The organism is Micromonospora eburnea (assembly GCF_900090225.1).
Lineage (GTDB): Bacteria > Actinomycetota > Actinomycetes > Mycobacteriales > Micromonosporaceae > Micromonospora > Micromonospora eburnea.
In genome coordinates this window covers 4,383,321-4,405,366 of sequence record NZ_FMHY01000002.1, presented here as the reverse complement: position 1 = coordinate 4,405,366, position 22,046 = coordinate 4,383,321, and the positions used below count along the sequence as shown (strand labels likewise).

The window sequence follows — 22,046 nt, the reverse complement described above, 5'->3', positions numbered from 1 at the left end:
TCCAGGTGGAGACTGACTCCGTCGACCGCATCGTGCAGGCGTGGCGAGAACGTGACCCGCAGCTGGATTCCAGCTCACTGGAGGTCACCGGGCGCCTGCTGCTCTGCGCCGGCTACTACGAACGCATGGTCGGCACCGTCCTGAAGCGGTTCGGGCTGAGCATCGCCGACTTCGACGTCCTGAACACCTTGCGCCGGGTCGGTGACCAGCAGGGCAGCAAGCCGAGCGACCTGGCCCGGTCCTCGCTGATCACCACCGGGGCCATGACCTCACGGCTGGACCGGCTCGAACGAGCCGAGCTCATCCGCCGTACGCCCGATCCGGCCGACCGGCGCGGGGTGCTCGTTCGTCTCACCTCGCGCGGCAGCGAGGTCGCCGGGCAGGCGCTGCGGGAGTTGATCGGCGCCAACGAGGCATTTCTCGAACCGCTCAGCGGACAGCAGCGGGACTCGATCGCCTCCGCGCTCAGGCAGTTGCTCGTTCACCACGAACCTGGATGAGCATCGCCGTGGTGGGCGTTCCGGGTGGGAACAACGACCAACCCTGGTCCTGATCGGCGCGCTGGTTCGGGACCGGAGCCTCAGTTGCCGTCCCGGCTCACGGCCCGTCCAGCCGATGCCACATCCCTACCCGTACCGGCACGCCGGAGGACGCGTGCAGCAGGGGGTCGCCGTCGGGCGCCACCAGACCCGCCCCGGTCAGCAGGTCCTGCTCCAACCGGAGCAACTCGGCCCGGCGCAGCGGCCACTCCGGGTGTTCCACCTCGGCGGTGGCGAGCCGGCCGGCGATGACCGTGAACAGTCGGTACCGGGCGGTGAGGAAGTGGGCCAACTCGTCGCGCGCCGTCTCGTCGAGGGGCGGGCCCAGCCTGACATCGGCGTCGCATCGCAGCCGTCGAGGGCCGGGCCAGCGGCGCTGACAGCGATAAGCGACCTGCTTGTCGATGAGCTGCACCGACATGTCCGACCAGAAGTAGGGCAACCAGTAGCCCGACCGGGCGGCCAGGACCGCGGGCAGCCGCGCCGCGTCCAACGACAGGAACCAGATCCCACCGCGGCCCTGCTGGTCCCGCACGTACGTGCGAACGTTCGTTTCGGGAAACTCCGACAACCACGGTACGGCAGGTAGCGCCGGTGCCCGGAGCCCCTGCATGAGGAACGGCGTCAGGCCGACCCAGGCCGATCCGTCAAAGGTCTCCACCACGAGCCCGGACGGCAACATCGATTGCAGTACCGAGGGCGGATAGCGCCAGTGGATGAACGTAATCCAATTCCACCGGTGATACATCACCGGCCGGGTCACCCTCGGCGACGGTGGAGCCTTCATCGGTCCGTCCCTCCGCGCGGATCACCTGCGGGTCACCCGCACCCGTGGAACTCCCCACCTGGTCGAGCACCAACGCGCCGTCCCCGCAGCCGGCCCGGCTCCGCGGGCGGCATCACCCCGACCAGCACCCGATCCTAGGGCCCGGCCAGGCCACCCGTGCGCGAACCGCGTGCTTACGGGATGAAACCGAGGATAAGGCGTAAAGATCATCTAGATGGGATGTACGGAAAGCCCGGCCTGCTCGTCACGGTGCGGCAGAAGACGGCCAGGTTGCTGCGGCGGCGGCCGGAGCCCGCGCTGCTCCTTCTGATCGAGCTGCGGAAGCTCTACCGGGACGCCTCCGGGGTCTCCCTCGACTGGGAACTGCTCGGACAGGCGGCTCAGGCGGCCAAGGACCGGCGACTGCTCGCTCTGGCCCAACGCTGTCACCCCGAGACGCTGCGTCAGGCCCGATGGGCCAACGCCAAGCTGAAGGAGCTCTCCCCCCCAGGCGCTGGTGAGCTAACGGTGTCCGGCCACACCCGGCGTGTGGCGGCCCGCCCGGGTGCTGGCCGTCTGCCGTTCACCCCGCAGCGGGTTGACCGAGCACTGCTCGCCGGAACCGAGCCGCATGCTCGTGCAGCGCCTCCGCGATTCGCGGTCCCGGGTCCTCGACAGATGTCGACAACCGGCAATGCACGAACAACGGACCCGCCTCACCCGCTGTTCGTCGCGCGACCGTCGCCGTGAGCTCGGCCGGCTCACTGGTCGACATGACATACCGATAGCCCGCCGCCGACGCGATGCCGGCGAGGTCGTGGCGCTCGGAGTAGGTGGGCTGTCCGCCCGTGGATGCGTACTGGCCATCGTCCAGGACGATGTGCGTGAGGGGCAGGTCCGGCATGGAGCCTACCGTGCACAACACGGAGGTGTTCATGAGAACACTTCCGTCCCCGTCGACCACAATGGCCGGTCGGCCGGTGGCCGACGCGATTCCGGCGCCGATCGCCGCCGCCAGCCCCATCGACCCGGTCATGTAGAGGTTGTGGGGACGATGGCCCAGACTCTGCGCGATGCGGGAGGTGTATCCGGTTGTGCAGATAACCGGGGTGGACCCGGCGGCATCGAGGATCGCCGCGATCGCCTGCCTCTTGGACGTCACCTGGCGGCCCCCCATCCGAACAGGCCAGGCCTGATCAACAGCGCGGCGGTTCGTCCCGCGCCGACGTCGGCGAGCGCGGCCGTCACATCGCCTTCCGGATCCGACTCACCGCATTGGTGTGCCGGAATCCCCATTGTGGTTAGCAGTTTCTCAGTAATGGCTCCCATAACCAGGTTTTCCTCGGTGGTGTCGAGGTCCGTTCCCCGCATTCCGATCACGAGCAACATGGCGAGCCGGTACGGGAGCACCAGAGAGGCGAGGGCGTTGACGCTCTGCCCGAGGCCGGAGTTCTGCATCAGCACCACCGGCGTACGTCCGGCGAGGCACGCTCCGGCCGCCATCGCCACGGCGGTGTCCTCGCGAACGACATTCTGGGTGGGGGCGAGCTCGGCGAGTCGTTCGAGCAATGGCGCCTGTAGGCCGTCCGGTGTGAAGTAAAAGGGTCCCGAAGTGCGCTGCGTCAGGCTTGTCGCCACCGCATTCGCCACCTGGAGGCCATTGCCGGCGGTCACTTCCAAGGTCATGTGGCGATCCAATCCAGGCCCGGCTCGTGGCCCCTAGCTGGGTATGGGAGCTGTGGATTCTTCATCCGGGCGGGGCGATCGGACGAGATGTTCCGGCCCGCCGTCTCGGCACCCTACCCCGATCTTCACCGACCGGGCGGCCAGGGGACGACGTCGATGTGGTGCCGGATGAGCCTGGCGCGGTCCAGCTCTGGGGGTGACGAGGTGGCGGTCCGGCGTGCCCGGCGACCCGTGGTGTCGGCGGCCCCGCCAGCGGCGCGAACCCGTGAACATTGTGAACAGGAAATATTTACATTTGATGATTATCGTGGAGTGTCTGGCGATGTCAGGTGGAAGGCGATGGCCTAGTTGAATATGCCAATATGTGTCGCAAAAATGACGTCTGGGCGGATCTCAACCATCCGTTAAGGCGATGTGGTCCGTGGGCTACCCGGGACAGGAACTTCGTGGCATCATCACCATCCAGCGGCCTCCACTAGGGAGTGTTGTCCCTATTGGTGGCCGTTTCGGCGACCTGCGCCTGGTAGGTGCGCCGATTGGGCTTTGGGGGAGGCCGCATTCGCTATGCCATTCTTTCGTGTGTTTGTCAGTAACGACCGGCCGCACGTAGCGGCCTCACCGTCATCGCCTCGATGACCGATCCGCACATCGCGGTCGTCGGCAGTGGTTCACTGGCACGTTCCGTGTGCTACTCGCTGGCGGCACTCGCTTCACCGGCACCGGCGACACCGATCCGGGTCACCGTGCTCGCGCGGGGTAGCGCCGCGAGCGACATCGCAGGCGTATGCCAGATCCGCGCCGCGGTGACCGGTGGCGGCGTCACCTTCGCGGCCGAGTCACTGCACGACGAGGTCGACGCGATGGCACGGCTTCAACCTGACGTGCTGGTCTGCTGCGCGTCGGCTCAATCCCCGTACGAGAGGACCACCGCGCCGTCGGCGTGGACCAGCCTGATCGCGCGCGCGGGCTTCGGAGCCACCCTGCCCCTGCAAGCCACCCTGATCGTCCGGCTCGCTCGTGCCGTCGCGCAGGCCAGCCCGCGGACGCTCGTCGTCAACGGCTGCTTTCCCGATGTGGTCAACCCGCTCCTGACCGCCCTCAAGGCCCCGGTCACCTGCGGCATCGGCAACGTGTCGACCCTCGCCGCCTGCCTTCAGGCCGCCATCGGCCTGCCGGACCAGGACCACCTGGCCGTGCTCGGCCACCACGTCCACCTGTCCGCGCCCGGGCACCCCGACGACGAGGCGCTGGCCTGGTACGAGGGGCAGCCACTGCCCGACGTGACCGGCCTCCTGCGCGCCGCGCGGGCGATGGATCGGCGCGAACTCAACGGCATCGCCGGACACGCCGCCGCCCGACTGCTGCTCGCCCTCGTCACCGGTGCCGAGGTCCGCACCAGCCTCCCCGGACCGCTCGGGCTCCCCGGCGGATACCCGGTCACCGTGGCCGACGGATCCGTCACGCTGCGCCTCCCGCCCGGGGTCACCCGGGCCGACGCGGTCGCGTGGAACCTGCGGGTCGGCCGCGACGACGGCGTGGAGGTGGTCGACGGGCGGGTCAGCCACTCGCCGCGGGCGATCGACGCGCTCGCGCCGTACCTGCCTGAACTGGCGGCGGGATGGCCTGTCGCCGCCCTCGACGAGGTGACCGAGCGGCTGACCGAGCTGCGACAACGGCTGCGACTCGCACCTGCGGCCTCGGTCGTAGCCCCCGGGACAGGCGCAACCTAAGGAGCATGAGCGTAGATGGACTCGACAGTGTCAATGACGACCAGTCGTAACCTCATCGTTGACTACTACGACCTGATTCCCGCCGCCATCGCCCGGTGCGCGCCGCCACCCGCGGGCGCGTCCGGAACGCCGAGCTTCGCGCCGGCGTTCGACCTGCCGGCGCTGACCGATGACGTCCGGCGCTTCTTCGCGCCGGCGACCGGCGGCTGGCGCCGGCTGGGCGAATACGGCGGCCACCCGATCCAGTTCCTCGACCTCACCGGCAACCCGGGGACCCGGACGACGAAGACGTTCGCCTCCCTGGTGATGGTGGCGCGGGCGGTCGAGCACATCCGGCGTACCGGTGAGGCGATCCGGATCTTCACTCCCACGTCGGCGAACAAGGGCATCGCGCTGCGCGACGCGGTCGGCCGGGCCATCGAGGCCGGGCTGGTCAAGCCCGATCAGCTCTCCGTCGTCGTGCTCGCCCCGGCCGCCACGCGCCACAAGTTCCGTCACGACCGGCTCGCCGGCGACCCGGCGTTGCGGGCGGCGAACCCGTTGCTGCGCTACGTCGGCGGCGCCGCGGAAGGCGTCAAGGCACTCGGGCGGGCCTTCGTGGACAAGTACGCAGCGGAGGCGTACGACCGGTACGGAATGAATCTCTGGTACTCGCTGGACCTGCGCAACTACCTCGTGGCCGACGCCGTCCGCGCCGCCTTCGAAGCGGACGTCTCGCCCACGTCGGCGGCGCCACCCCGGTGGCATGCCCACTCGGTGTCCAGCGCGTACGGCCTGCTCGGCTACAACCTGGGCCGGGACGTGCTCGAGGCGGCCGGCCGGGCGCAGCCCACCGATCGTCCGGGCTTCCTCCTCGTACAGCATCTGGGCACCCCCGACATGGTGCTCAGCCTGCGGCACGGCGGGTTCTCGCGGGCGAAGATGCCGGCGTACCGGCTCGACCCGGCGAGCGGTCTGTCGGTGCAGGACGCCGACCCCCGGTTCCCGGCCGTGACCGACGACCCGGCCGAGGTGCTCGACCCGACCTTCTACACCCACGAGCCGGCCACCTCACCGTCGATGAACGAGCTCATCCGGCGGTTCGGCGGCGACGGGATCGTCGTGTCGCGGCGCGAGTGCCTACAGCGCTACCCGATGCTGCGGGAATGGCTCAACGGCGACCGCCCGATGCTCCCGGCGGACCCGGACGAGCTGCGGGAATGGTCGATCGTCATGGGACTGACCGGCGTGCTCAACGCCATCGACCGCGGGCTGGTCCCCGAAGGGCACGAGGTCGTCCTGCACGGCAGCGGCTGCTACGGCGGGAGCGACTTCGTCCCGGCCGAGCCGGACGCCGAGGTCTCCACGATCGACGACGTCGCCGCGGTGGTGTGGGCCGACCGATGACGGGTGAGACGATTCCGGCGGCCTTCGCCGCGCAGGTACGCCAGCACCCGGACCGTCCCGCGGTGCTGACCGAGGACGCTGTGGTGACGTACCGCCAGCTCGCCGCAGCCGTCGCGGCGACGGCGGCCACCGTGGGACCCGCCCGTGGGGGACAGGCCGCGCTGCTGTGCCGGCACGGCGTCAACACCGTCACCGCACTGCTGGCGGCGCTGGTGGCCGGCCGGGCGTACGTGCCGCTGGAGCCGACCTTCCCGGCCCGCCGGCTGGCGCACATCCTCGCCGACAGCGCCGCCGACGTGCTGCTCGTCGACGCCGCCCACGCCGAGCAGGCCGAGCAGTTGGTGAAGCTGGTGGACCGGCCCGGACTGCGGGTGGTCGAGGTCGCCGGCCTCGGCGACGCCCCGGAACTCGACGCGGTGCTCGCCGCGCTCGCCAGCCCCGCCGCACCGGACGATCCGGCCTACGTGCTCTACACCTCGGGCTCCACCGGGGCACCGAAGGGCGTCGTGCAGAGCCACCGGAACGTGCTCTTCGGCATCGCCAACCAGGTGCGCAACTTCGCGATCACGCCGGGTGACCGGACCAGCGTGCTGACGTCGTTCGGCTACGACATGGCGGTCACCGACACGTTCGGCGCCATCCTGTCGGGCGCCGCCGCGGTCCCCGTCGACATCCGTACGCACGGCCTCGGTCACCTGGCGCGTGCCCTGGCCCGGCACCGGGTCACCATCTACCACTCCACGCCGACCGTCTACCGCTACCTGTGCGCCAGCCTCGGCCCGACCGGCACCCTGCCCGACATTCGTGCGGTGCTCCTCGGCGGCGAGGAGGTCACCCGCCACGACGTGGAACTGGCCCGGCGTCATTTCACGCCGGACACGGTGTTCGTCAACGGCTACGGCACCACGGAGATCAGCTTCGCCGCGCAGTACCACCTGCCCGCCGACGCCGCGCTCGACCGTACGGTCGTGCCGGTCGGCTACCCGCTGGACGGCATCGAGGTGCTGTTGCTCGACGAGGCCGGCGTGGCCGGCGACACCGGCGAGGTCGTGGTGCGCTGCCCACACGTGGCGCTCGGCTACTGGCGGCTGCCCGAACTGACCGCGCAGCGTTTCGGCGAGCGGGACGGCGTCCGCACGTACCGGACCGGTGACATCGCCCGGCGGCTGCCGGACGGCCGCCTGGAGTTCCTGGGCCGTGCCGACCGCCTGGTGAAGATCCGTGGCTACCGGGTCGAGCTGGGGGAGATCGAGGTGCAGCTCGCGGCGCTGCCCGGGGTCGGCCAGGCCGCCGTCGTGGCCCGGCCCCGCGCCGGGGCCCCCGCCAGCACGGAGAAGGAGATCATCGGGTACGTCGTGCCCACGCCGGCCGACCGGGACAGCGCCACCCAGTGCGGCCTCGACCCCGCTGCCCTCCGGACCGCACTGGCCGCGAGCCTGCCCGACTTCATGGTCCCCCGCGCCGTGGTGGTGGTCGACGCGCTTCCGATGGGGACGACCGGCAAACTCGACGTCGCCGCGTTGCCCGCACCCCCGCAGTCCGGGACGGAGGGGGTGGCCGCCGACCCGGTCGAGCACGCGGTGGCCGCGATCTGGGCCGAGGTGCTGGGCGTGGCCCACGTCGACCGCGACACCAGCTTCACCGAGCTGGGCGGGCACTCCCTGCTGTTGGCGCTCGTCCAGGAACGGCTCGAAACCGGATTCGGCCACCGGGTGCCGCTCGCGCGGCTGTTCGAGCTCTCGACGGTGGCCACGCTCGCCGCGTACCTGCGGACGGTCGGCACGCCGGCGAACGCCGCCCACGATGTCGGAGCGGTCGACGCACCCGCGGCCGCGCCCGGCGACGACGCGGGTCTGGCCCGGGTCGCCGGCCGAATGCGCCGCCGCCGCGAGGCTCGCACGGGGGACCGGCGATGATCGACGCCGACGACGACCGGATCGCGGTGATCGGCCTGGCCTGCCGGGTTCCGGGCGCCGCCGACACCACCGCCCTGTGGCACAACGTCCGCACCGGCGTCGACTCGGTACGCCGGTTCTCCCGGGCCGAGGCGCTCGCCGCCGGTGTGCCGGCCGAGGTCGTCGACGACGCGAGCTTCGTGCCCGCGTTCGGCCACCTCGACGGGCTCACCGACTTCGACGCCGCGCTGTTCGGCTACCGTGACGACGAGGCGGCACTGCTCGATCCACAGCACCGGCTCTTCCTTGAGGTCGCCTGGTGGGCCATGGAGGACGCCGGCCTCGGCCGGGTCGAGCCGACCACCCAGGTCGGGGTGTTCGGCGGCTGCGGCGCCAACCGCTACCTCCGTCATCACCTGCTCGGCAACCCCGCCGTAGGACCGGCGGGTGGGTTCTGCGACGACTGGGACGACGTTCTGGCCGGGACCTCCAGCGACTACCTGCCGACCCGTGCGGCGTACGCGCTCGGGTTGACCGGACCGGCGGTCGCCATCCAGACCGCCTGTTCGTCCTCCCTGGTCGCGGTCTGCCAGGCGGCGCAGAGCCTGCTCGACTTTCGGTGCGATGTGGCGGTGGCGGGCGGCGCGTCGGTCGTCTCCACCCACCAGGCCGGCTACCGGCACCGCACCGGAGGGACGCTCGCGGCCGACGGCGTGTGCCGGCCGTACGACGCCGACGCCACCGGGCAGGTCTTCGGCAACGGGGCGGGGGCGGTCGTCCTCAAGCGGCTCGGCGACGCCGTGGACGACGGCGACCACATCTACGGCGTACTCGCCGGTTGGGCGGTCAACAACGACGGCGCCGACCGCGCCGGCTTCACCGCACCCGGGGCCGTCGGCCAGAGCGCGGTGGTCGCCGAGGCGCTCGCCGCCGCCGACTGGCACCCGGACGATCTCGGCTACATCGAGGGTCACGGCAGCGGCACCGCCGTCGGTGATGCGATCGAGATCGATGCGCTGACCCGGGCGTTCCGGACCGGTACGGCCCGACGCGGCTTCTGCGTGCTCGGTTCACTGAAGTCGAACGTGGGCAACCTCGACGCGGCTGCCGGCGTAGCGGGTCTGATCAAGGCCGTTCTCGCGGTGCACCACGGCGCGATCCCGGGAACCCTGCACTTCACCCGGGCCCACCGCGACGTCGACCTCGCGGGCAGCCCGTTCGTCGTCACCACCGACACGCGGCCCTGGACGGGTACCCGCCGCGCCGGCGTCAGCTCGTTCGGGCTCGGCGGCACCAACGCGCACGTCCTCGTCGAACAGGCCCCGGCACCGCTCCCGTCCGTCGACAACGCCGACTGGGCACTGCTACCGCTCAGCGCCGCCACCGAGGAGGCGCTGCGGATGATCGCCGCCCGGCTCGCCGACCACCTCGCCGGTGGATCGGGCGGTGCACACGCCGGCGCGGCACCTTCCCTCACCGACGTGGCGTACACCCTCGCCGTTGGCCGGCGGCGGCTGGCACACCGTACGGCGGTCGTCGCCCGGGACCTCACGCAGGCGGTGGAGGCGCTGCGCGCCGTCGCCGACGGACGGGCCCCGTCCGTGCCGGCCGAGGCGCCGGGGGAGCTCCGTGACCAGGTCGCCGGGTGGCGTGCCGGCGGCGACCTCCCCGTGGGGGCCGGTCGGCGGGTGCCGCTGCCGGGCTACCCGTTCCAGCGACGGCGGCACTGGATCGACCGGATCGGCACTCCGCAGCTCGCCGGGGGGCGGCAGTGAGGGCCGCGACGCCGTCGACCGGGACGGCACGGTGGTTCGCCGGGCTCGGGAACCACTCGGCCGGCACCGAACTGCTGCTCTGCCTGCCGCCTGCCGGTGCCGGCCCGAGCAGCTTCCGCGACTGGCCGGCGTACCTGCCCGCCGCGCTCGAGATGCAGGTGTTGGCCCTTCCCGGCCGCGAGGCGCGGATCGGCGAGCCACCGGAGTTCACCCTCGACCAGGTGGTCGACGCGGTGTGGCAGCGCGCCGACCGGCCGTTCGCGATGTACGGGCACAGCCTCGGCGGCCTACTCGCCTTCGAGGTGGTCCGCGAGTTGCGCCGGCGTGGGGGACCGATGCCTCGCCGGCTCTACCTCGGGGCGGCCCGGCCGCCGCACCTGCCCAAGACCATGGCCGAGCTTGCCGACGCGCCGGAGGCGGAGCTGCTTGCCCGCATCGCCGCCATGGGTGGCCTACCCGACGTCGTACGGGCGAACCGGGAGCTGCTCGACATCTTCCTACCCGTGCTCCGGGCCGACCTGCGGTGGTTGAGCCGGTACGCCTACCGCGACGGGGAGCCGCTGCCGGTGCCGGTGGTGTGCCTCGCCGGGCGCGGCGACGTCGACGCGGGGCCGAGTCAGATGCGGGAATGGGCACGGCACACCACGGAGGAGTTCGCCCTGCATTCCATCGACGGTGGACACATGTTCCTTCAGGATCGGGCGTCCGAGGCCGCCGCGCTCGTCGCCGCCGACCTGCCGCGGCCCGCCGGGACCGGTCGCCCCGTCCCGCCGAGCGGGTCGGCCGGCCGGTCCGTGCCGGCGGAGCATCTCGTGCCGCTCGGCGACGGAGGCTGGGCGGTGTGGCGCGAAGCGGTCCTGCGCGCCGCCGGGTTCCCCGCCGAGGACGTGCTGCGCCTGTCCGCACCAGAACTGGCCGCCGTCGCCGACGCCCACCTCGACGGCGCGGCGACCGAGGAGCAGGTGGTCGCGGCCCTCTCCACCACGGTCGGCGCCACCAGCGAGGCGATCTACGACCTGGCCGGTGAGCCGCGCTTTCGCGAGGCGGTGACGTGGCAGAACCTCAACGCCCTGGTCGCGCTCGACGGGGTGCGCCGGGGCGGGCCGGACGAACGCAGCCACGACAAACGCCGTGCCCGGGAGCAGGTCATCGGGCGCTACTGGCAGCGGTACGCCGCGAAGAACGACACCATCGGCTTCTTCGGGCCGATCTGCTGGATCGGCATCTCCGCCACGGACGCCACCACGGTCACCCCGGGCCCGGCATTGACCCGCCAGCGGATGGTGACCTTCGAGCGGCGGGCACTGTCCGCCTTCGGTGACCGAATCGCCGCCGATCCGGTGGCCCGGCGCTGGCTGCCCGCGGGTCTGCACGTGCACCTCTGGCGCGACGGCGACCGGCGGGTCCTGCGGCCGGCGGCGCCGCCGGTGGAGCTCTCCCCGGCCGAGGCCGCCGTCCTCGACCTGCTCGACGGCCGGTGTCCCGTCATCGAGGTGGCGGCGGAACTCGTGGCGCAGGAGCCGAAGCGCGGGTTGGGGCTGCGCAAGGTGGACGACGTCTACCTGATGCTCGACCAACTCGTCGAGCGGGGCCTGGTGTGGTGGGGTTGCGACCTGCCGATGGACGCGGGTGCGGAAGCACGCCTGGCGGAGCTGATCGAGGGCATCGGCGACCAGGCCGTCCGGACCGTGGTCGCCGCCGACTTCGCCCGACTGACCGCCGCTCGGGACGCGGTCGCCGACGCCGCGGGCGATCCCGATCGGTTGCGTGCCGCGCTGGACCTGCTGCACGCCGAGTTCGTCGCGGTGACCGGCGCGCCGGCGCTGCACGGTGCGGGCGAGACGTACGCCGGCCGGGCGGTCTGTTACGAGGACACGGTCCGTGACCTCGACGTCGAGCTGGGCGCGTCGGTGCTCGACGGCTTCGCCGCCCCGCTCGGCGTACTTCTCCAGGTGGCGCGCTGGCTGACCGTCGAACTGGCCGACGCCTACGGTGCCGCCTTCCGGGGCCTTTACGAGGAACTCGCGGCGGAGCTCGGTACGGCCGAGGTGCCCTTCGCCGAGCTGTGGTATCTGGCCCAGGGCCTGCTGTTCGGCGAGGGCGACCGGCCGGTCGACGCGGTGTCGGCGGAGCTGGCCGAGCGCTTCGCCGCCCTCGCCGGCCTCGCGGATGTTCCGGCGGGCACCAGCGTGGTGCGGCTGCGCGCGGCGGACCTGGCCGGGCGGGTCGTAGAGGTGTTCCCGGCGAGCCGTCCGGGCTGGTCGGCGGGGCGAATTCACAGCCCCGACCTGCAGTTCTGCGCGGACAGTGTGGCGGCGCTGACCCGAGGCGACTGCCTCGCCGTGCTCGGCGAGCTGCACGCGGCCTGGTCCACGTTGGACAGCGGGGTGTTCGTCTCCGGCCACCAGGCGCCCGACCGGCTGCGCGAATGGCTCGCCACCGATCTCGGCCCCGGCCGGGTGCGGCTGCTGTTCCCCCCGTCGTCGCCGAGGCTCACCGCCCGGGTCGGCTTCCGGCTGCACCACCACACCGACACCCGGCTCGGGTTCCTGCCCGCGCCGGGGGCCGACGCCCGGCTCGTGCCGATCACCGCCCTGCGGGTCCGCGATGTTGCCGGCGAGCTGGTCGTGCACGGCCCCGGCCGCACCCCGATACCGCTGGTGGAGATGTTCAGCGAGCTGCTGTCGATGCACGCGTCGGAGGCGTTCAAGCTGGTCAGCACGGCAGCGCACACCCCCCGAATCATGATTGACCGGCTGGTGGTGGTCCGGGAGACCTGGCGGACGACGGTCGACGAGTGCGGGCTGGCCGGTGCTACCGGCAGCCTCGGGCGCTATCTCGCGGTCCGGCGTTGGCGGCAGCGGCTCGGGCTGCCCGAACAGGTCTACGTGAAGCTCTCGACCGAGATCAAGCCCTTCTACGTGGACCTGTCCAGCCCACTGTTCGCCTCGTCGCTCTGCGCTATGGCGCGTGCCGCGCGGCAGCGCGCCGGTGGCGGGGTCGCGCTCGTCGTGAGCGAGGCGCTGCCCGGGCCGCAGCAGGCCTGGGTTCCCGACGCCCAAGGCCGCCGATACCAGTCCGAGCTGCGGGTACAGGTGGTCGACCCGGCGCAGCCCCGCACCTGGGGAGAGAACAAGTGACGAACCACGACATCGCCGGCGGCCGGCTCCCGTATCCGGAGCGGACCCTGGCGGAACTGATCCTGTCGACCGCCGCCCGACGCGGTGACGCGGTCGCCGTGCGGCAGTGGGACGACAAGCTCAGCTACCCCGAGCTCACCGAACGGGCGGCGGTGCTCGCCGAGAGGCTGCGCCGGCTCGGCGTCGGCCCGGAGACGCCGGTGGGCATCTGCGCGGAGCGCCGGCCGTACCTGCTGGTCGCGGTGCTCGGCGTGCTCCTCGCCGGCGGCTGCTACGTACCGTTGGACCGCGGGCATCCGTGGCGGCGGCGCGCCGAGATCGTGGCCGACGCGGGCATCACCGTCGCGGTGGTGGACCAGGCCGGCCGGGATGCGCTGTCCGACATGGAGGTGACCCTGGTCGACCTCCCGACGGCAGCCGTGGACAGCACCGGGACGGCCGCCGCGATGCCGATGGACACCCTGTCCTGTCCGGCCACGCCCGACAACGCCGCGTACGTGCTCTACACGTCCGGCTCCACCGGCCGGCCCAAGGGCGTCGTGGTCAGCCACCGCAGCGTGGTCGCCCATGTGACCGCCTTCGGCGCCCACACCGGGGCCGACGAACGGACCCGCGCCTTCGGCTTCGCGTCGCTGGGCTTCGACGCGTCCGTCCAGGACCTGTTCATTCCGTTGGTGGCGGGCGGTGAGATCGCGCTGGTTCCCGACGCGGACCGGGTGGACCCGGCGCGGCTGCAACGCTTCGCCGAGGCGCACGAGATCACCTGGGGATGCGTGCCGGCGGCGGTGCTGCCGCTGCTGGAACCGGCGAGGCTGCCGCACTGGCGTACGGTCTTCACCGGGGTGGAAGCACCCGATCCGGCGCAGGTGGAGCGCTGGGCCGGACCGGCCGACCGCCCGGTACGCCGGTTCTCCAACGGCTACGGCCCGACCGAGGCCACCGTCTGCGTCACCAGCTTCACCGCGACCGGCCACTGGGACCAACCGTTGCCGATGGGCCGTCCGCTGCCCAACCACCGGATCTACCTGGTCGACCAGCACGGCACGCTGGTGCCCCCCGGCACTCCCGGCGAGGTGCTGATCGGTGGGGTCGGGGTGGCCCGCAGCTACCTCGGCCGGCCGGGCCTGACCGCGGAACGGTTCGTGCCCGACCCGTACTCCGCCGAGCCCGGGGCCCGGCTGTACCGCACCGGCGACCGCGCCGTCCAGCTGCCCGACGGCGAGTTGCTGTTCCTCGGCCGGACCGACCGGCAGGTCAAGATCCGAGGCCAGCGGGTGGAGCTCGGCGAGATCGAGCGCGTCCTGTGCGGACACCCGGACGTACGGAACGTGGCGGTCGTCGCGGTGGGGCTCGACACCCGCCCGGAACTTGTCGCGGTGCTCGTGCCGGCCGGCGACGCATCCGACGACGACCTGCTGGCGTACCTGCGACAGCGTCTTCCCGAGGTGATGGTGCCGCGCCGCGTCGTCCGGGTGCCCGTACTGCCGCTGAACACCGCCGGCAAGCGTGACGCGGCCCGGCTGCGCGAGCTCGCGACCGCCGCTACGGGGGACCGGCCGGCGGCACCGGACGACGCCGGAACGGGCAGCGACCTCGAGGCCGTCGTCGCCGACGTGTGGCGACGCGTACTCGACGCCCCCGCCGACCCGGAGGCCGACTTCTTCGCATCCGGCGGCGACTCGCTGACCGCGATGCGACTGGTCGCCACGCTCCGCGCCGAACTCGGCCGGGAGGTCGCGGTGGAGGACGTCTTCGACGCCCGTACGCTGGGCGCCCTCGCCGCCCGGGTGGCCGCCACGACGCCGCTCACCGAGCCCGAGCTGACGGTGGGCCATCCGCCGACGCTCTCGCCGGCGCAACGCCGGCTGTGGTTCCTCGACCAGCTCGCGCCCGACTCCGCCGCGTACAACACCGCGATGGCGGAGCGGTTGCGCGGTCCGCTCGACGTGGACGCGCTCCGCGCCGCGTTGACCGCGGTCGTCCGCCGGCACGACGTGCTTCGCTGGCGCATCACCCGGGTGGCCGGCGCCCCGCACGTGACCTGCGACCCGCCCGGCGAAGCCCCCCTGCCGGTCGTCGACCTGTCCGCCCTGGACGGGCAGCGGCGCGAGGCCGAGCTGAGCGGGGGCCTTCAGGCGTGTGCGGCGACCCGGTTCGACCTGGCGACCGGCCCGGTGTGGCGGGCGCAGCTGTACCGGCTCGCCGACGACGAGCACGTGTTCGCGATGGCGTTCCACCACGCGGTCTTCGACGGCTGGTCGCAGGCGGTCTTCTACGACCAGCTCGGCGCCGCCTACGCGGCGGCCCTGGCCGGCAACCCGGCGGACGACGTCGACCTCGGGCCGCTGCCGGCCAGTTATGCCGACTACGCGGTGTGGCGTACCGCCCGCGACAGCGCCCGCGGCGAGCAGGATCTCGCCTGGTGGAAGGAGCACCTGGCGGGCGCCCCGACGGTGCTGGAGCTGCCCGCGGACCGGGTCCGCCCGGCCACCCAGACGTATCGCGGTGCGTTCGCCACCACCTCGTTTCCGCCCGAGGTCGACAGCCGGGTACGCGGGCTCGCCGCGTCGCTCGGCACGACGCCGGCCACGGTGCTGCTCGCCGCCTTCGGCGAGGTGCTTCGGCGCCTGACCGGTGGCACCGACCACGTCGTCGGCGCGGTCGTCGCCGACCGTCGACTGGCCGCCGTCGCCGACCTCGTCGGCTTCTTCGTCGACATCGTCCCGGTGCGCCTGCGTACGGACTCGGCGGCCACCTTCGCCGATCACGTGCGCGCGTGCCGGCAGGAGCTGCTCGACGTGCTGGCCCACCCCAACGCGCCGTTGGAGCGGATCGTCCAGGCGCTGGCGGTGCCGCGCGACACGACCCGCTCGCCTCTGGTGCAGGTGCTGTTCAACGTGTTCAACTTCGCCGAGCCGGCGCTCGACCTGCCGGGGCTCACCACGCAGCGGGTGCCCGCCGGCCTGCCGGGGTCCCCCTTCGACCTCACCGTCTATCTGGTCGAGCGGGGCGACGTGCTGGCGCTCGACGCCGTCTACAACCCGGACCTGTTCGCGGCGGAGCGGATCGCCGCGCTCCTCGACGGCTACCTGGAACTACTCGATCAGCTCACCGCCCTGCCGGAGTCGCCGATCGGCGCGAGCCACCAGGGGGCGGACGACGCGACCAGCGTGGCTTCCGCAGCCGGCCGCGGCGATGCCGGTGGCGCCCTGTCGCGGGCGGCGCGAAACGCGGTCCAGACGGCGGTGCCGCACCCGCCGCCGGGCTCCGACGCCGCCGCCGTGCCCGCCGGCCCAGCGCCGTCCGGCGCGGCACCGGCCGCTCTGGCGGGGGCCACCGAGGAACTGGTCGCCCGGGTGTGGCGGGAAGCCCTGGACGTGCCGCAGGTCCAGGCCACCGACAACTTCTTCGACATCGGTGGGCACAGCCTCGCGATGGCCGTGGTCCAGCACCGGCTGGCCGAGGCGCTAGGGCGGGAGATCCCGCTGGTGGACCTGTTCCGCTACCCCAACGTGCGGGCTCTCGCCGCGTACCTCGACGGTGCGGCCGGCGTGGACGGGATCGACCTGGCCGTACAGCGGGCGGCCGCCCGCCGGGAACGGACCCGGGGCCGCCGCGAGGCCAGGGCGGCGAGTCGAGTGAGGGAGACAACCAATAATGTCGATTGATGAGCCGCAGTCCCACGGCGTCGAGCCGATCGCCGTGGTCGGCATGGCGTGCCGGGTACCAGGGGCAAAGGACGTCAACGAGTTCTGGCACAACCTGGTGGCCGGGGTCGAGTCGGTCACCTGGTTCGACCGGGCGCACCAGCTCGCCCTCGGCGTGCCGGAGCACGAGGTCGACGACCCCCACTTCGTCCCCGCCGCACCGGTGCTCGATGAGTTCGACGCGTTCGACGCGCCGCTGTTCGGGCTCAGCGCCCGCGACGCCCAGGTGGCCGACCCGCAGCATCGGCTCTTCCTGGAGCTGGCGCACAGCGCGCTCGAACACGCCGGCTACGACCCGTTCGCCGGCGGACGCTCCGTCGGTGTCTACGCGGGCACCGGCGGCGAGACGTACGCGTACGAACATCTCCGCCCGAGCGGGGCGGGTGAGTTCCACATGGACCTGTCGATGTGGAACTTCCCCGACTACGTGGCGACGCTGACCTCGTACAAGTTGAACCTGCACGGACCGAGCCTGACCGTGCACACCGCCTGCTCGACGTCGCTGGTCGCCGCCCATCTGGCCTGTGAGGCGCTGCGCGGCGGTGAGTGCGACATGGCCCTCGCCGGAGGCGTGTGCGTGGAGCTGCCGCACGGGCGCGGCCACCTGGTCCTCGACGGCGGGGTGATCTCCCGGGACGGGCACTGCCGGCCGTTCGACGCCGCGGCGTCGGGCACCATGTGGGGCTCGGGCGGGGGGATCGTGGTGCTCAAGCGGCTGGCCGACGCGCTCGCCGACGGCGACCACATCTACGGCCTGATCCGCGGCAACGCCATCAACAACGACGGCTCCGCCAAGGTGAGCTTCAGCGCGCCGAGCATCGACGGGCAGGCGGAGGTCGTCGCGCAGGCCATCGAGCTGGCCGACATCGACCCCCGCACGATCACCTACGTGGAGGCGCACGGCACCGGCACCGAGGTCGGCGACCCGATCGAGCTGGCGGCGCTGCGCGAGGTGTACGCGCGGGCAAGCGGCGACCGGCAGTGGTGTGGCATCGGCTCGGTCAAGTCGAACATCGGCCACCTCAGTCAGGGCGCCGGTGTCGTCGGGCTGATCAAGACACTGCTCGCGCTGGAGCACGGGGTGATCCCGCCGACGATCAACGTACAGGCCCCGAACCCGGCGCTCGACCTGCCCAACAGCCCGTTCTACCTGACCACCGCGCTGACCAAGTGGGTGCCCGAGGTCGGGCCACGCCGGGCCGGGGTGAGCTCGTTCGGGTTCGGCGGCACCAACGCCCACCTCGTGGTCGAGGAGGCACCGGCGGTCGTCCGCGCCCCGGCTCCGGAGCCGAGCCGCCCGGCGCAGCTGCTGACCGTCTCGGCGAAGACGGAGACGGGACTGGCCACCGCGGTCGCCCGGCTCGCCGACGACCTGCGTACGCGTCCCGATCTCGACCTCGCCGACGTGGCGTACACGCTGCGGGTCGGCCGCACCGAACACCCGCACCGCGCCGCGGTGGTGGCGACCGATCCGGCCGACGCCGCCGCCGCGCTCACCGACCCGAAGCGGCGCCACACCGGCCTGGCCGCCGACGGGCAGCGGCTGGTGTTCCTCTTCTCCGGCCAGGGCGCGCAACATCCCGGCATGGGTGCGGAGCTCTACGCCGCCGAGCCCGTCTTCCGGGCCGCCGTGGACGAGTGCGTACGGGTGCTTCGGGATCACCTCGACCACGACCCGCTCGACGTCATCCTCGGCCGGACGCCGGACGCCGCCGACCTGCTCGGCCGGACCGAATACACCCAACCCGCCCTGTTCACCGTGGAGTACGCGCTGGCCGCGCTCTGGGCGTCCTGGGGCGTACGCCCCGCCGCGATGCTCGGTCACTCCATCGGCGAGTACGTGGCCGCGACCCTCGCCGGGGTGTTCACGCTGCCGGACGCGCTGAACCTGGTGGCCGCCAGGGGCCGGCTGATGGCGTCAGTGCCGGCGGGTGCGATGCTCGCCGTCTCGCGCGGCGCGGAGGAGATCGCCGCGACGCTGCCGGCCGGGCTCGACATCGCCACGGTCAACGGCCCGGGGATCTGTGTGGTGGCGGGCCCGTCCGCGCTCGTCGAGGAGTTCGGCGCGCGGCTGCGCGCCGACGGCGTGAACGCCAAGGCGCTGCGCACCTCGCACGCGTTCCACTCGGCGATGATGGATCCGATCCTCGACGCGTTCCGCGAGCGGGTCGCCGCCACCCCGCGCCAGGCCCCGACGGTGCCGTTCCTGTCCAACCGGACCGGCGACTGGATCACCGCGGAGCAGGCGACCGACCCGGACTACTGGGTGCGCCACCTGCGTGAGCCGGTGCGCTTCGGCGACGCGGTCGCCCGCCTGGTCGCCGAGGACGGATGGACGTTCGTCGAGTGCGGGCCGGGCCGCCAGCTCGCGTCGCTGGTCCGGATGCAGCTGCCGCGCACCGCCCCACCGCCGCTGACGAGCCTCCCGGCGCCCGGTGAGCGGCTCGGCGACTGCGCGACCCTGTACACGGCCGCCGCCCGACTGTGGACGCAGGGAGCCCCGCTCGACCGGAGGCGGTTCGCCGCGGCAGAGCGCACCACGCAGCACGCCGCTCCCGCGCGCCGGCGGGTGGCCCTGCCCGGCTACCCGTACGAGCGCCGCCGCCACTGGGTCGAGCGGGGTACGCCGGCCGCGGTCGTGCCCCGTCCGCGCCGGGCGGTGGTACCGGTCGACGAGTGGTTCACCGTGCCGGCCTGGCGGGTCCGCCCGCTCGACGCCGTACCGGCCGCCGCACCCGTCACCGGGCCGTGGCTGGTGTTCACCGACGGCGAGGGCGTCGCCGACACGCTGCGCGAGCGCGGCGTCCCGGTGGTGGAGGTACGCCCCGACGCCGAGTACGCCCGGGACGGTTCCGGTTTCCGGATCCGGCCCGCACACCCGGCCGACTACGGTCGGCTGCTCGGTGAGCTGGCCGCCGACGGCGGGACGCCCCAGCGTGTCGTGCACGCCTGGACCGTCGGTGCCGTCCCGGCCGGGCGTGACCCGGAGGCTGCCTGGCAGGCCCAGGACCTCGGGTTCTTCAGCCTGCTGCACCTGGTCCAGGCGCTCGCCGCCACGGCGGGACCGATCCGGCTCGACATCGTGACCTCGGGGGCGGTCGACGTGACGGGCGCCGGCCTCAGCCGTCCCGAACACGCCACGGTCGCCGGCATCGCCAAGGTCGTCCCCCGGGAACTGCCCACCCTCACGGTGCGGCACATCGACGCGGACCGGCCCGCGTCCGCGATCACCGAGCTGCTGCACGACGCCGACGAGGAGTTGGTGGCGCTGCGTGGCCGGCGCCGCTGGGTGCCCGACCACCAGCAGGTGAAGGTGCCGGCCGGCTCGTCACCGGTCCTCGTGGAGCGGGGCGTCTACCTCATCACCGGCGGGCTGGGCGGAATCGGCATCACGCTCGCCGAGGATTTCGCCCAGCGGACGAAGGCCCGACTGGTGCTGATGTCCCGTGGCGGGCTGCCGTCCCGGGACGAGTGGGCCGCGTACGACGGCGTGCCCGGCCGGGTGGGTCGTGCCGTGGCGGCCATCCGACGCATGGAGGAGGCCGGGGCGGAGGTTCTCGTCTGCGCCGCGGACGTGGCGAGCGTCGACGACCTGCGGCGGGTCCGCGCCGAGGCGCTGAGCCGCTTCGGCCGTATCGACGGCCTCATCCACGCGGCGGGCCTGCCCGGTGGCGGGATGGCCGAGGTGAAGGAACGCGCGGTGGCGGAGGAGGTGCTGGCCCCGAAGCTGCGCGGCACGCTCGCGCTCCAGCGGGTCTTCGGCGACCTCGACCTCGACTTCGTCGTGCTGTGCTCCTCGGTCACCGCGCTGACCGGTGGTTTCGGGCAGGTGGACTACTGCGCCGCCAACGGTTTCCTCGACGCGTACGCGCAGAGCGACCACGGCTGGCGAGGCCGGGTTATCGCGGTCAACTGGGGTGCCTGGCGGGAGGTCGGCATGGCGGCGGAGACCGCCGTGCCGGCCACGTTCGCGCGGATGCTCGGCGCCGGTGCCGCCGTCGTGGACCACCCCGTTCTGGTCCGGCGGCAGGCCGGCGAGGACGGCGACGCGACCCTGTCCGGTCCGCTCTCGCCCCGCACCCACTGGCTGCTGGACGAACACCGGCTCGGCGGCGTACCGCTGGTGCCCGGCACCGGTCACCTGGAACTGGTCCGGGCGGCGTTCGCGACCACGGTTGCCGCACCCGACCCGGGAAGCGCCGTCGAGCTGCGCGACGTAACCCTGTTGCAGCCGCTGTCGGTGGCCGACGGGGACCAGGTCGCGGTGCGGGTCACCGTCACCGGTGGGCGCGCCGGAACCGAGGTCGAGGTGGCGAGCGAGGGCACGGCCGGGACGCTGATCCACGCCCGCGGCCAGGCCGCGTGGGTGGCCGGCGCGCCGCCGGTGCGGGATCTCGCCGCGGTGCGCGCCCGGTGCGGGCAGGAGCGGGTGTACGACCCGGACACTGAGCGCGGTGGTTCGGCGCTGCGGTACGGATCTCGCTGGCGTAGCCTGCACCGCGTCCGCCTGGCGGCGGGCACCGGGTCGGGGCCGGTGGAAGCGCTGCTGGAGCTGGCGGTGCCGGAGCCGGTCCGTGCGGAGCTGTCCCGCTGGCCGCTGCACCCGGCGCTCCTCGACGAGGCGGTCTCCTTCGGCTGGCTCGGCGACGCGCGTGGCTACCTGCCGTTCGGGTACGGGCGGGTGCGGGTGTGGGGGCCCCTGCCGGAGCGGCTGTTCAGCCATGTCGTGCCTCGTTCGCACGACCACGACGAGCTGGTCGCCGACGTGACGTTGCTCGACGAGACCGGCCGGGTGGTCGCGGAGATCGTCGAGTTCACGCTGCGCCGGGTCGATGCCACCGCGCTGACCGACTCCGCCCGGGCGGAGCCGGCGGGCTCGGCGGCGCGGGGCGCCGCGGGGGCGGGGGACGGGCCGGGTATCCGGCCGGCCGACGGTGCCGAGGCGCTGCACCGGCTGCTCGCCGCCGACCTCGGGCCGCAGGTCGTGGTCTCGGCCCGGTCACTGGACGACGCGCTGCACGCGGCTCGTGAGCTGACCGTGGACGCCGTCGAGGCACAGCCGGACACGGCCCGGCCGCAGGAGCGTCCGACCGGCACCGACTATGTGGCTCCGCGCGGTGAGCTGGAGGCGGCCCTGGCCCAGGTGTGGGGCCGGGTGCTCGGTGTGGACCAGGTCGGCGCGGAGGACGACTTCTTCGAACTGGGTGGCAACTCACTGGTCGCGGTGCAGCTCATCGGGCAGGTCAGGACCGCGCTCGGCGTGAAGCTCCCGATGCGCAGCCTCTTCGCGGCGCCCACCGTGGCCGCCATGGCGGAGCTGGTGTCCAAGACCGACGACAAGCCGGACGGGTCCGCCACGCCCACGAACGCATCCACGACGATTCCGCGCCTGGCCAGGCCCGGCCGATGAACGAGGGGCAGA

The 22,046-nt window shown here is 73.0% G+C and carries 11 protein-coding genes; 8 read left to right on the top strand and 3 right to left on the bottom strand.

The genetic code is table 11. The annotated features are described in order from the left end of the window. Positions 1-5 precede the first annotated feature (5 nt). Positions 6-500, top strand: a complete 495-nt coding sequence (locus tag GA0070604_RS19515) for a MarR family winged helix-turn-helix transcriptional regulator (protein WP_091120267.1) — start codon at positions 6-8, stop codon at positions 498-500. Between the two features lie 97 nt (positions 501-597). On the opposite strand, the gene GA0070604_RS19510 is transcribed toward GA0070604_RS19515, so the two are convergent. From GA0070604_RS19510 to GA0070604_RS19495, 3 genes are all read right to left on the bottom strand, one after another. Then, entirely contained in the window at positions 598-1,287 is a 690-nt protein-coding gene (locus tag GA0070604_RS19510; RefSeq protein WP_279615729.1) for a YqjF family protein, read from the bottom strand. A 601-nt stretch (positions 1,288-1,888) separates the two neighbouring features. Then, positions 1,889-2,467, bottom strand: a complete 579-nt coding sequence (locus GA0070604_RS19500) for a thiamine pyrophosphate-dependent enzyme (protein WP_167363525.1) — start codon at positions 2,465-2,467, stop codon at positions 1,889-1,891. Next, positions 2,464-2,991, bottom strand: a complete 528-nt coding sequence (locus GA0070604_RS19495) for a hypothetical protein (RefSeq protein WP_091120258.1) — start codon at positions 2,989-2,991, stop codon at positions 2,464-2,466. The genes GA0070604_RS19500 and GA0070604_RS19495 overlap by 4 nt, the downstream gene beginning before the upstream one ends. A gap of 632 nt (positions 2,992-3,623) precedes the next feature. On the opposite strand from GA0070604_RS19495, the gene GA0070604_RS19490 reads away from it, so the two are divergent. From GA0070604_RS19490 to GA0070604_RS19460, 7 genes are read left to right on the top strand one after another with little or no spacing between them, the layout of a single operon-like run. After that, complete coding sequence (locus GA0070604_RS19490) at positions 3,624-4,721, top strand: hypothetical protein (RefSeq protein WP_091120253.1); 1,098 nt, start codon at positions 3,624-3,626, stop codon at positions 4,719-4,721. Between the two features lie 33 nt (positions 4,722-4,754). Continuing rightward, entirely contained in the window at positions 4,755-6,107 is a 1,353-nt protein-coding gene (locus GA0070604_RS19485; protein ID WP_208602121.1) for a DUF6002 family protein, read from the top strand. Further along, positions 6,104-8,023, top strand: a complete 1,920-nt coding sequence (locus GA0070604_RS19480; RefSeq protein WP_091127271.1) for a non-ribosomal peptide synthetase — start codon at positions 6,104-6,106, stop codon at positions 8,021-8,023. The genes GA0070604_RS19485 and GA0070604_RS19480 overlap by 4 nt, the downstream gene beginning before the upstream one ends. Next, positions 8,020-9,777 carry a beta-ketoacyl synthase N-terminal-like domain-containing protein gene (locus tag GA0070604_RS19475; protein WP_091120244.1) on the top strand — a complete coding sequence of 586 codons (1,758 nt, stop codon included), beginning with the start codon at positions 8,020-8,022 and terminating at the stop codon, positions 9,775-9,777. Before GA0070604_RS19480 ends, GA0070604_RS19475 begins: the two co-directional genes overlap by 4 nt. Beyond that, on the top strand, positions 9,774-12,917 hold the full coding sequence (locus tag GA0070604_RS19470; protein ID WP_244162008.1) for a lantibiotic dehydratase: 3,144 nt from the start codon (positions 9,774-9,776) through the stop codon (positions 12,915-12,917). Before GA0070604_RS19475 ends, GA0070604_RS19470 begins: the two co-directional genes overlap by 4 nt. Then, positions 12,914-16,585, top strand: a complete 3,672-nt coding sequence (locus GA0070604_RS19465; protein WP_244162007.1) for an amino acid adenylation domain-containing protein — start codon at positions 12,914-12,916, stop codon at positions 16,583-16,585. The genes GA0070604_RS19470 and GA0070604_RS19465 overlap by 4 nt, the downstream gene beginning before the upstream one ends. Continuing rightward, on the top strand, positions 16,575-22,034 hold the full coding sequence (locus GA0070604_RS19460; RefSeq protein WP_091120239.1) for a type I polyketide synthase: 5,460 nt from the start codon (positions 16,575-16,577) through the stop codon (positions 22,032-22,034). The genes GA0070604_RS19465 and GA0070604_RS19460 overlap by 11 nt, the downstream gene beginning before the upstream one ends. Positions 22,035-22,046: the final 12 nt, after the last annotated feature.

Bases quoted from the DNA above. Each gene is read 5' to 3' on its own strand.
- GA0070604_RS19490 (WP_091120253.1), top strand. From the start codon at position 3,624: ATGACCGATCCGCACATCGCGGTCGTCGGCAGTGGTTCACTGGCACGT.
- GA0070604_RS19480 (WP_091127271.1), top strand. From the start codon at position 6,104: ATGACGGGTGAGACGATTCCGGCGGCCTTCGCCGCGCAGGTACGCCAG.
- GA0070604_RS19485 (WP_208602121.1), top strand. From the start codon at position 4,755: ATGACGACCAGTCGTAACCTCATCGTTGACTACTACGACCTGATTCCC.
- GA0070604_RS19510 (WP_279615729.1), bottom strand. From the start codon at position 1,287: ATGTATCACCGGTGGAATTGGATTACGTTCATCCACTGGCGCTATCCG.
- GA0070604_RS19460 (WP_091120239.1), top strand. From the start codon at position 16,575: ATGTCGATTGATGAGCCGCAGTCCCACGGCGTCGAGCCGATCGCCGTG.
- GA0070604_RS19495 (WP_091120258.1), bottom strand. From the start codon at position 2,991: ATGACCTTGGAAGTGACCGCCGGCAATGGCCTCCAGGTGGCGAATGCG.
- GA0070604_RS19475 (WP_091120244.1), top strand. From the start codon at position 8,020: ATGATCGACGCCGACGACGACCGGATCGCGGTGATCGGCCTGGCCTGC.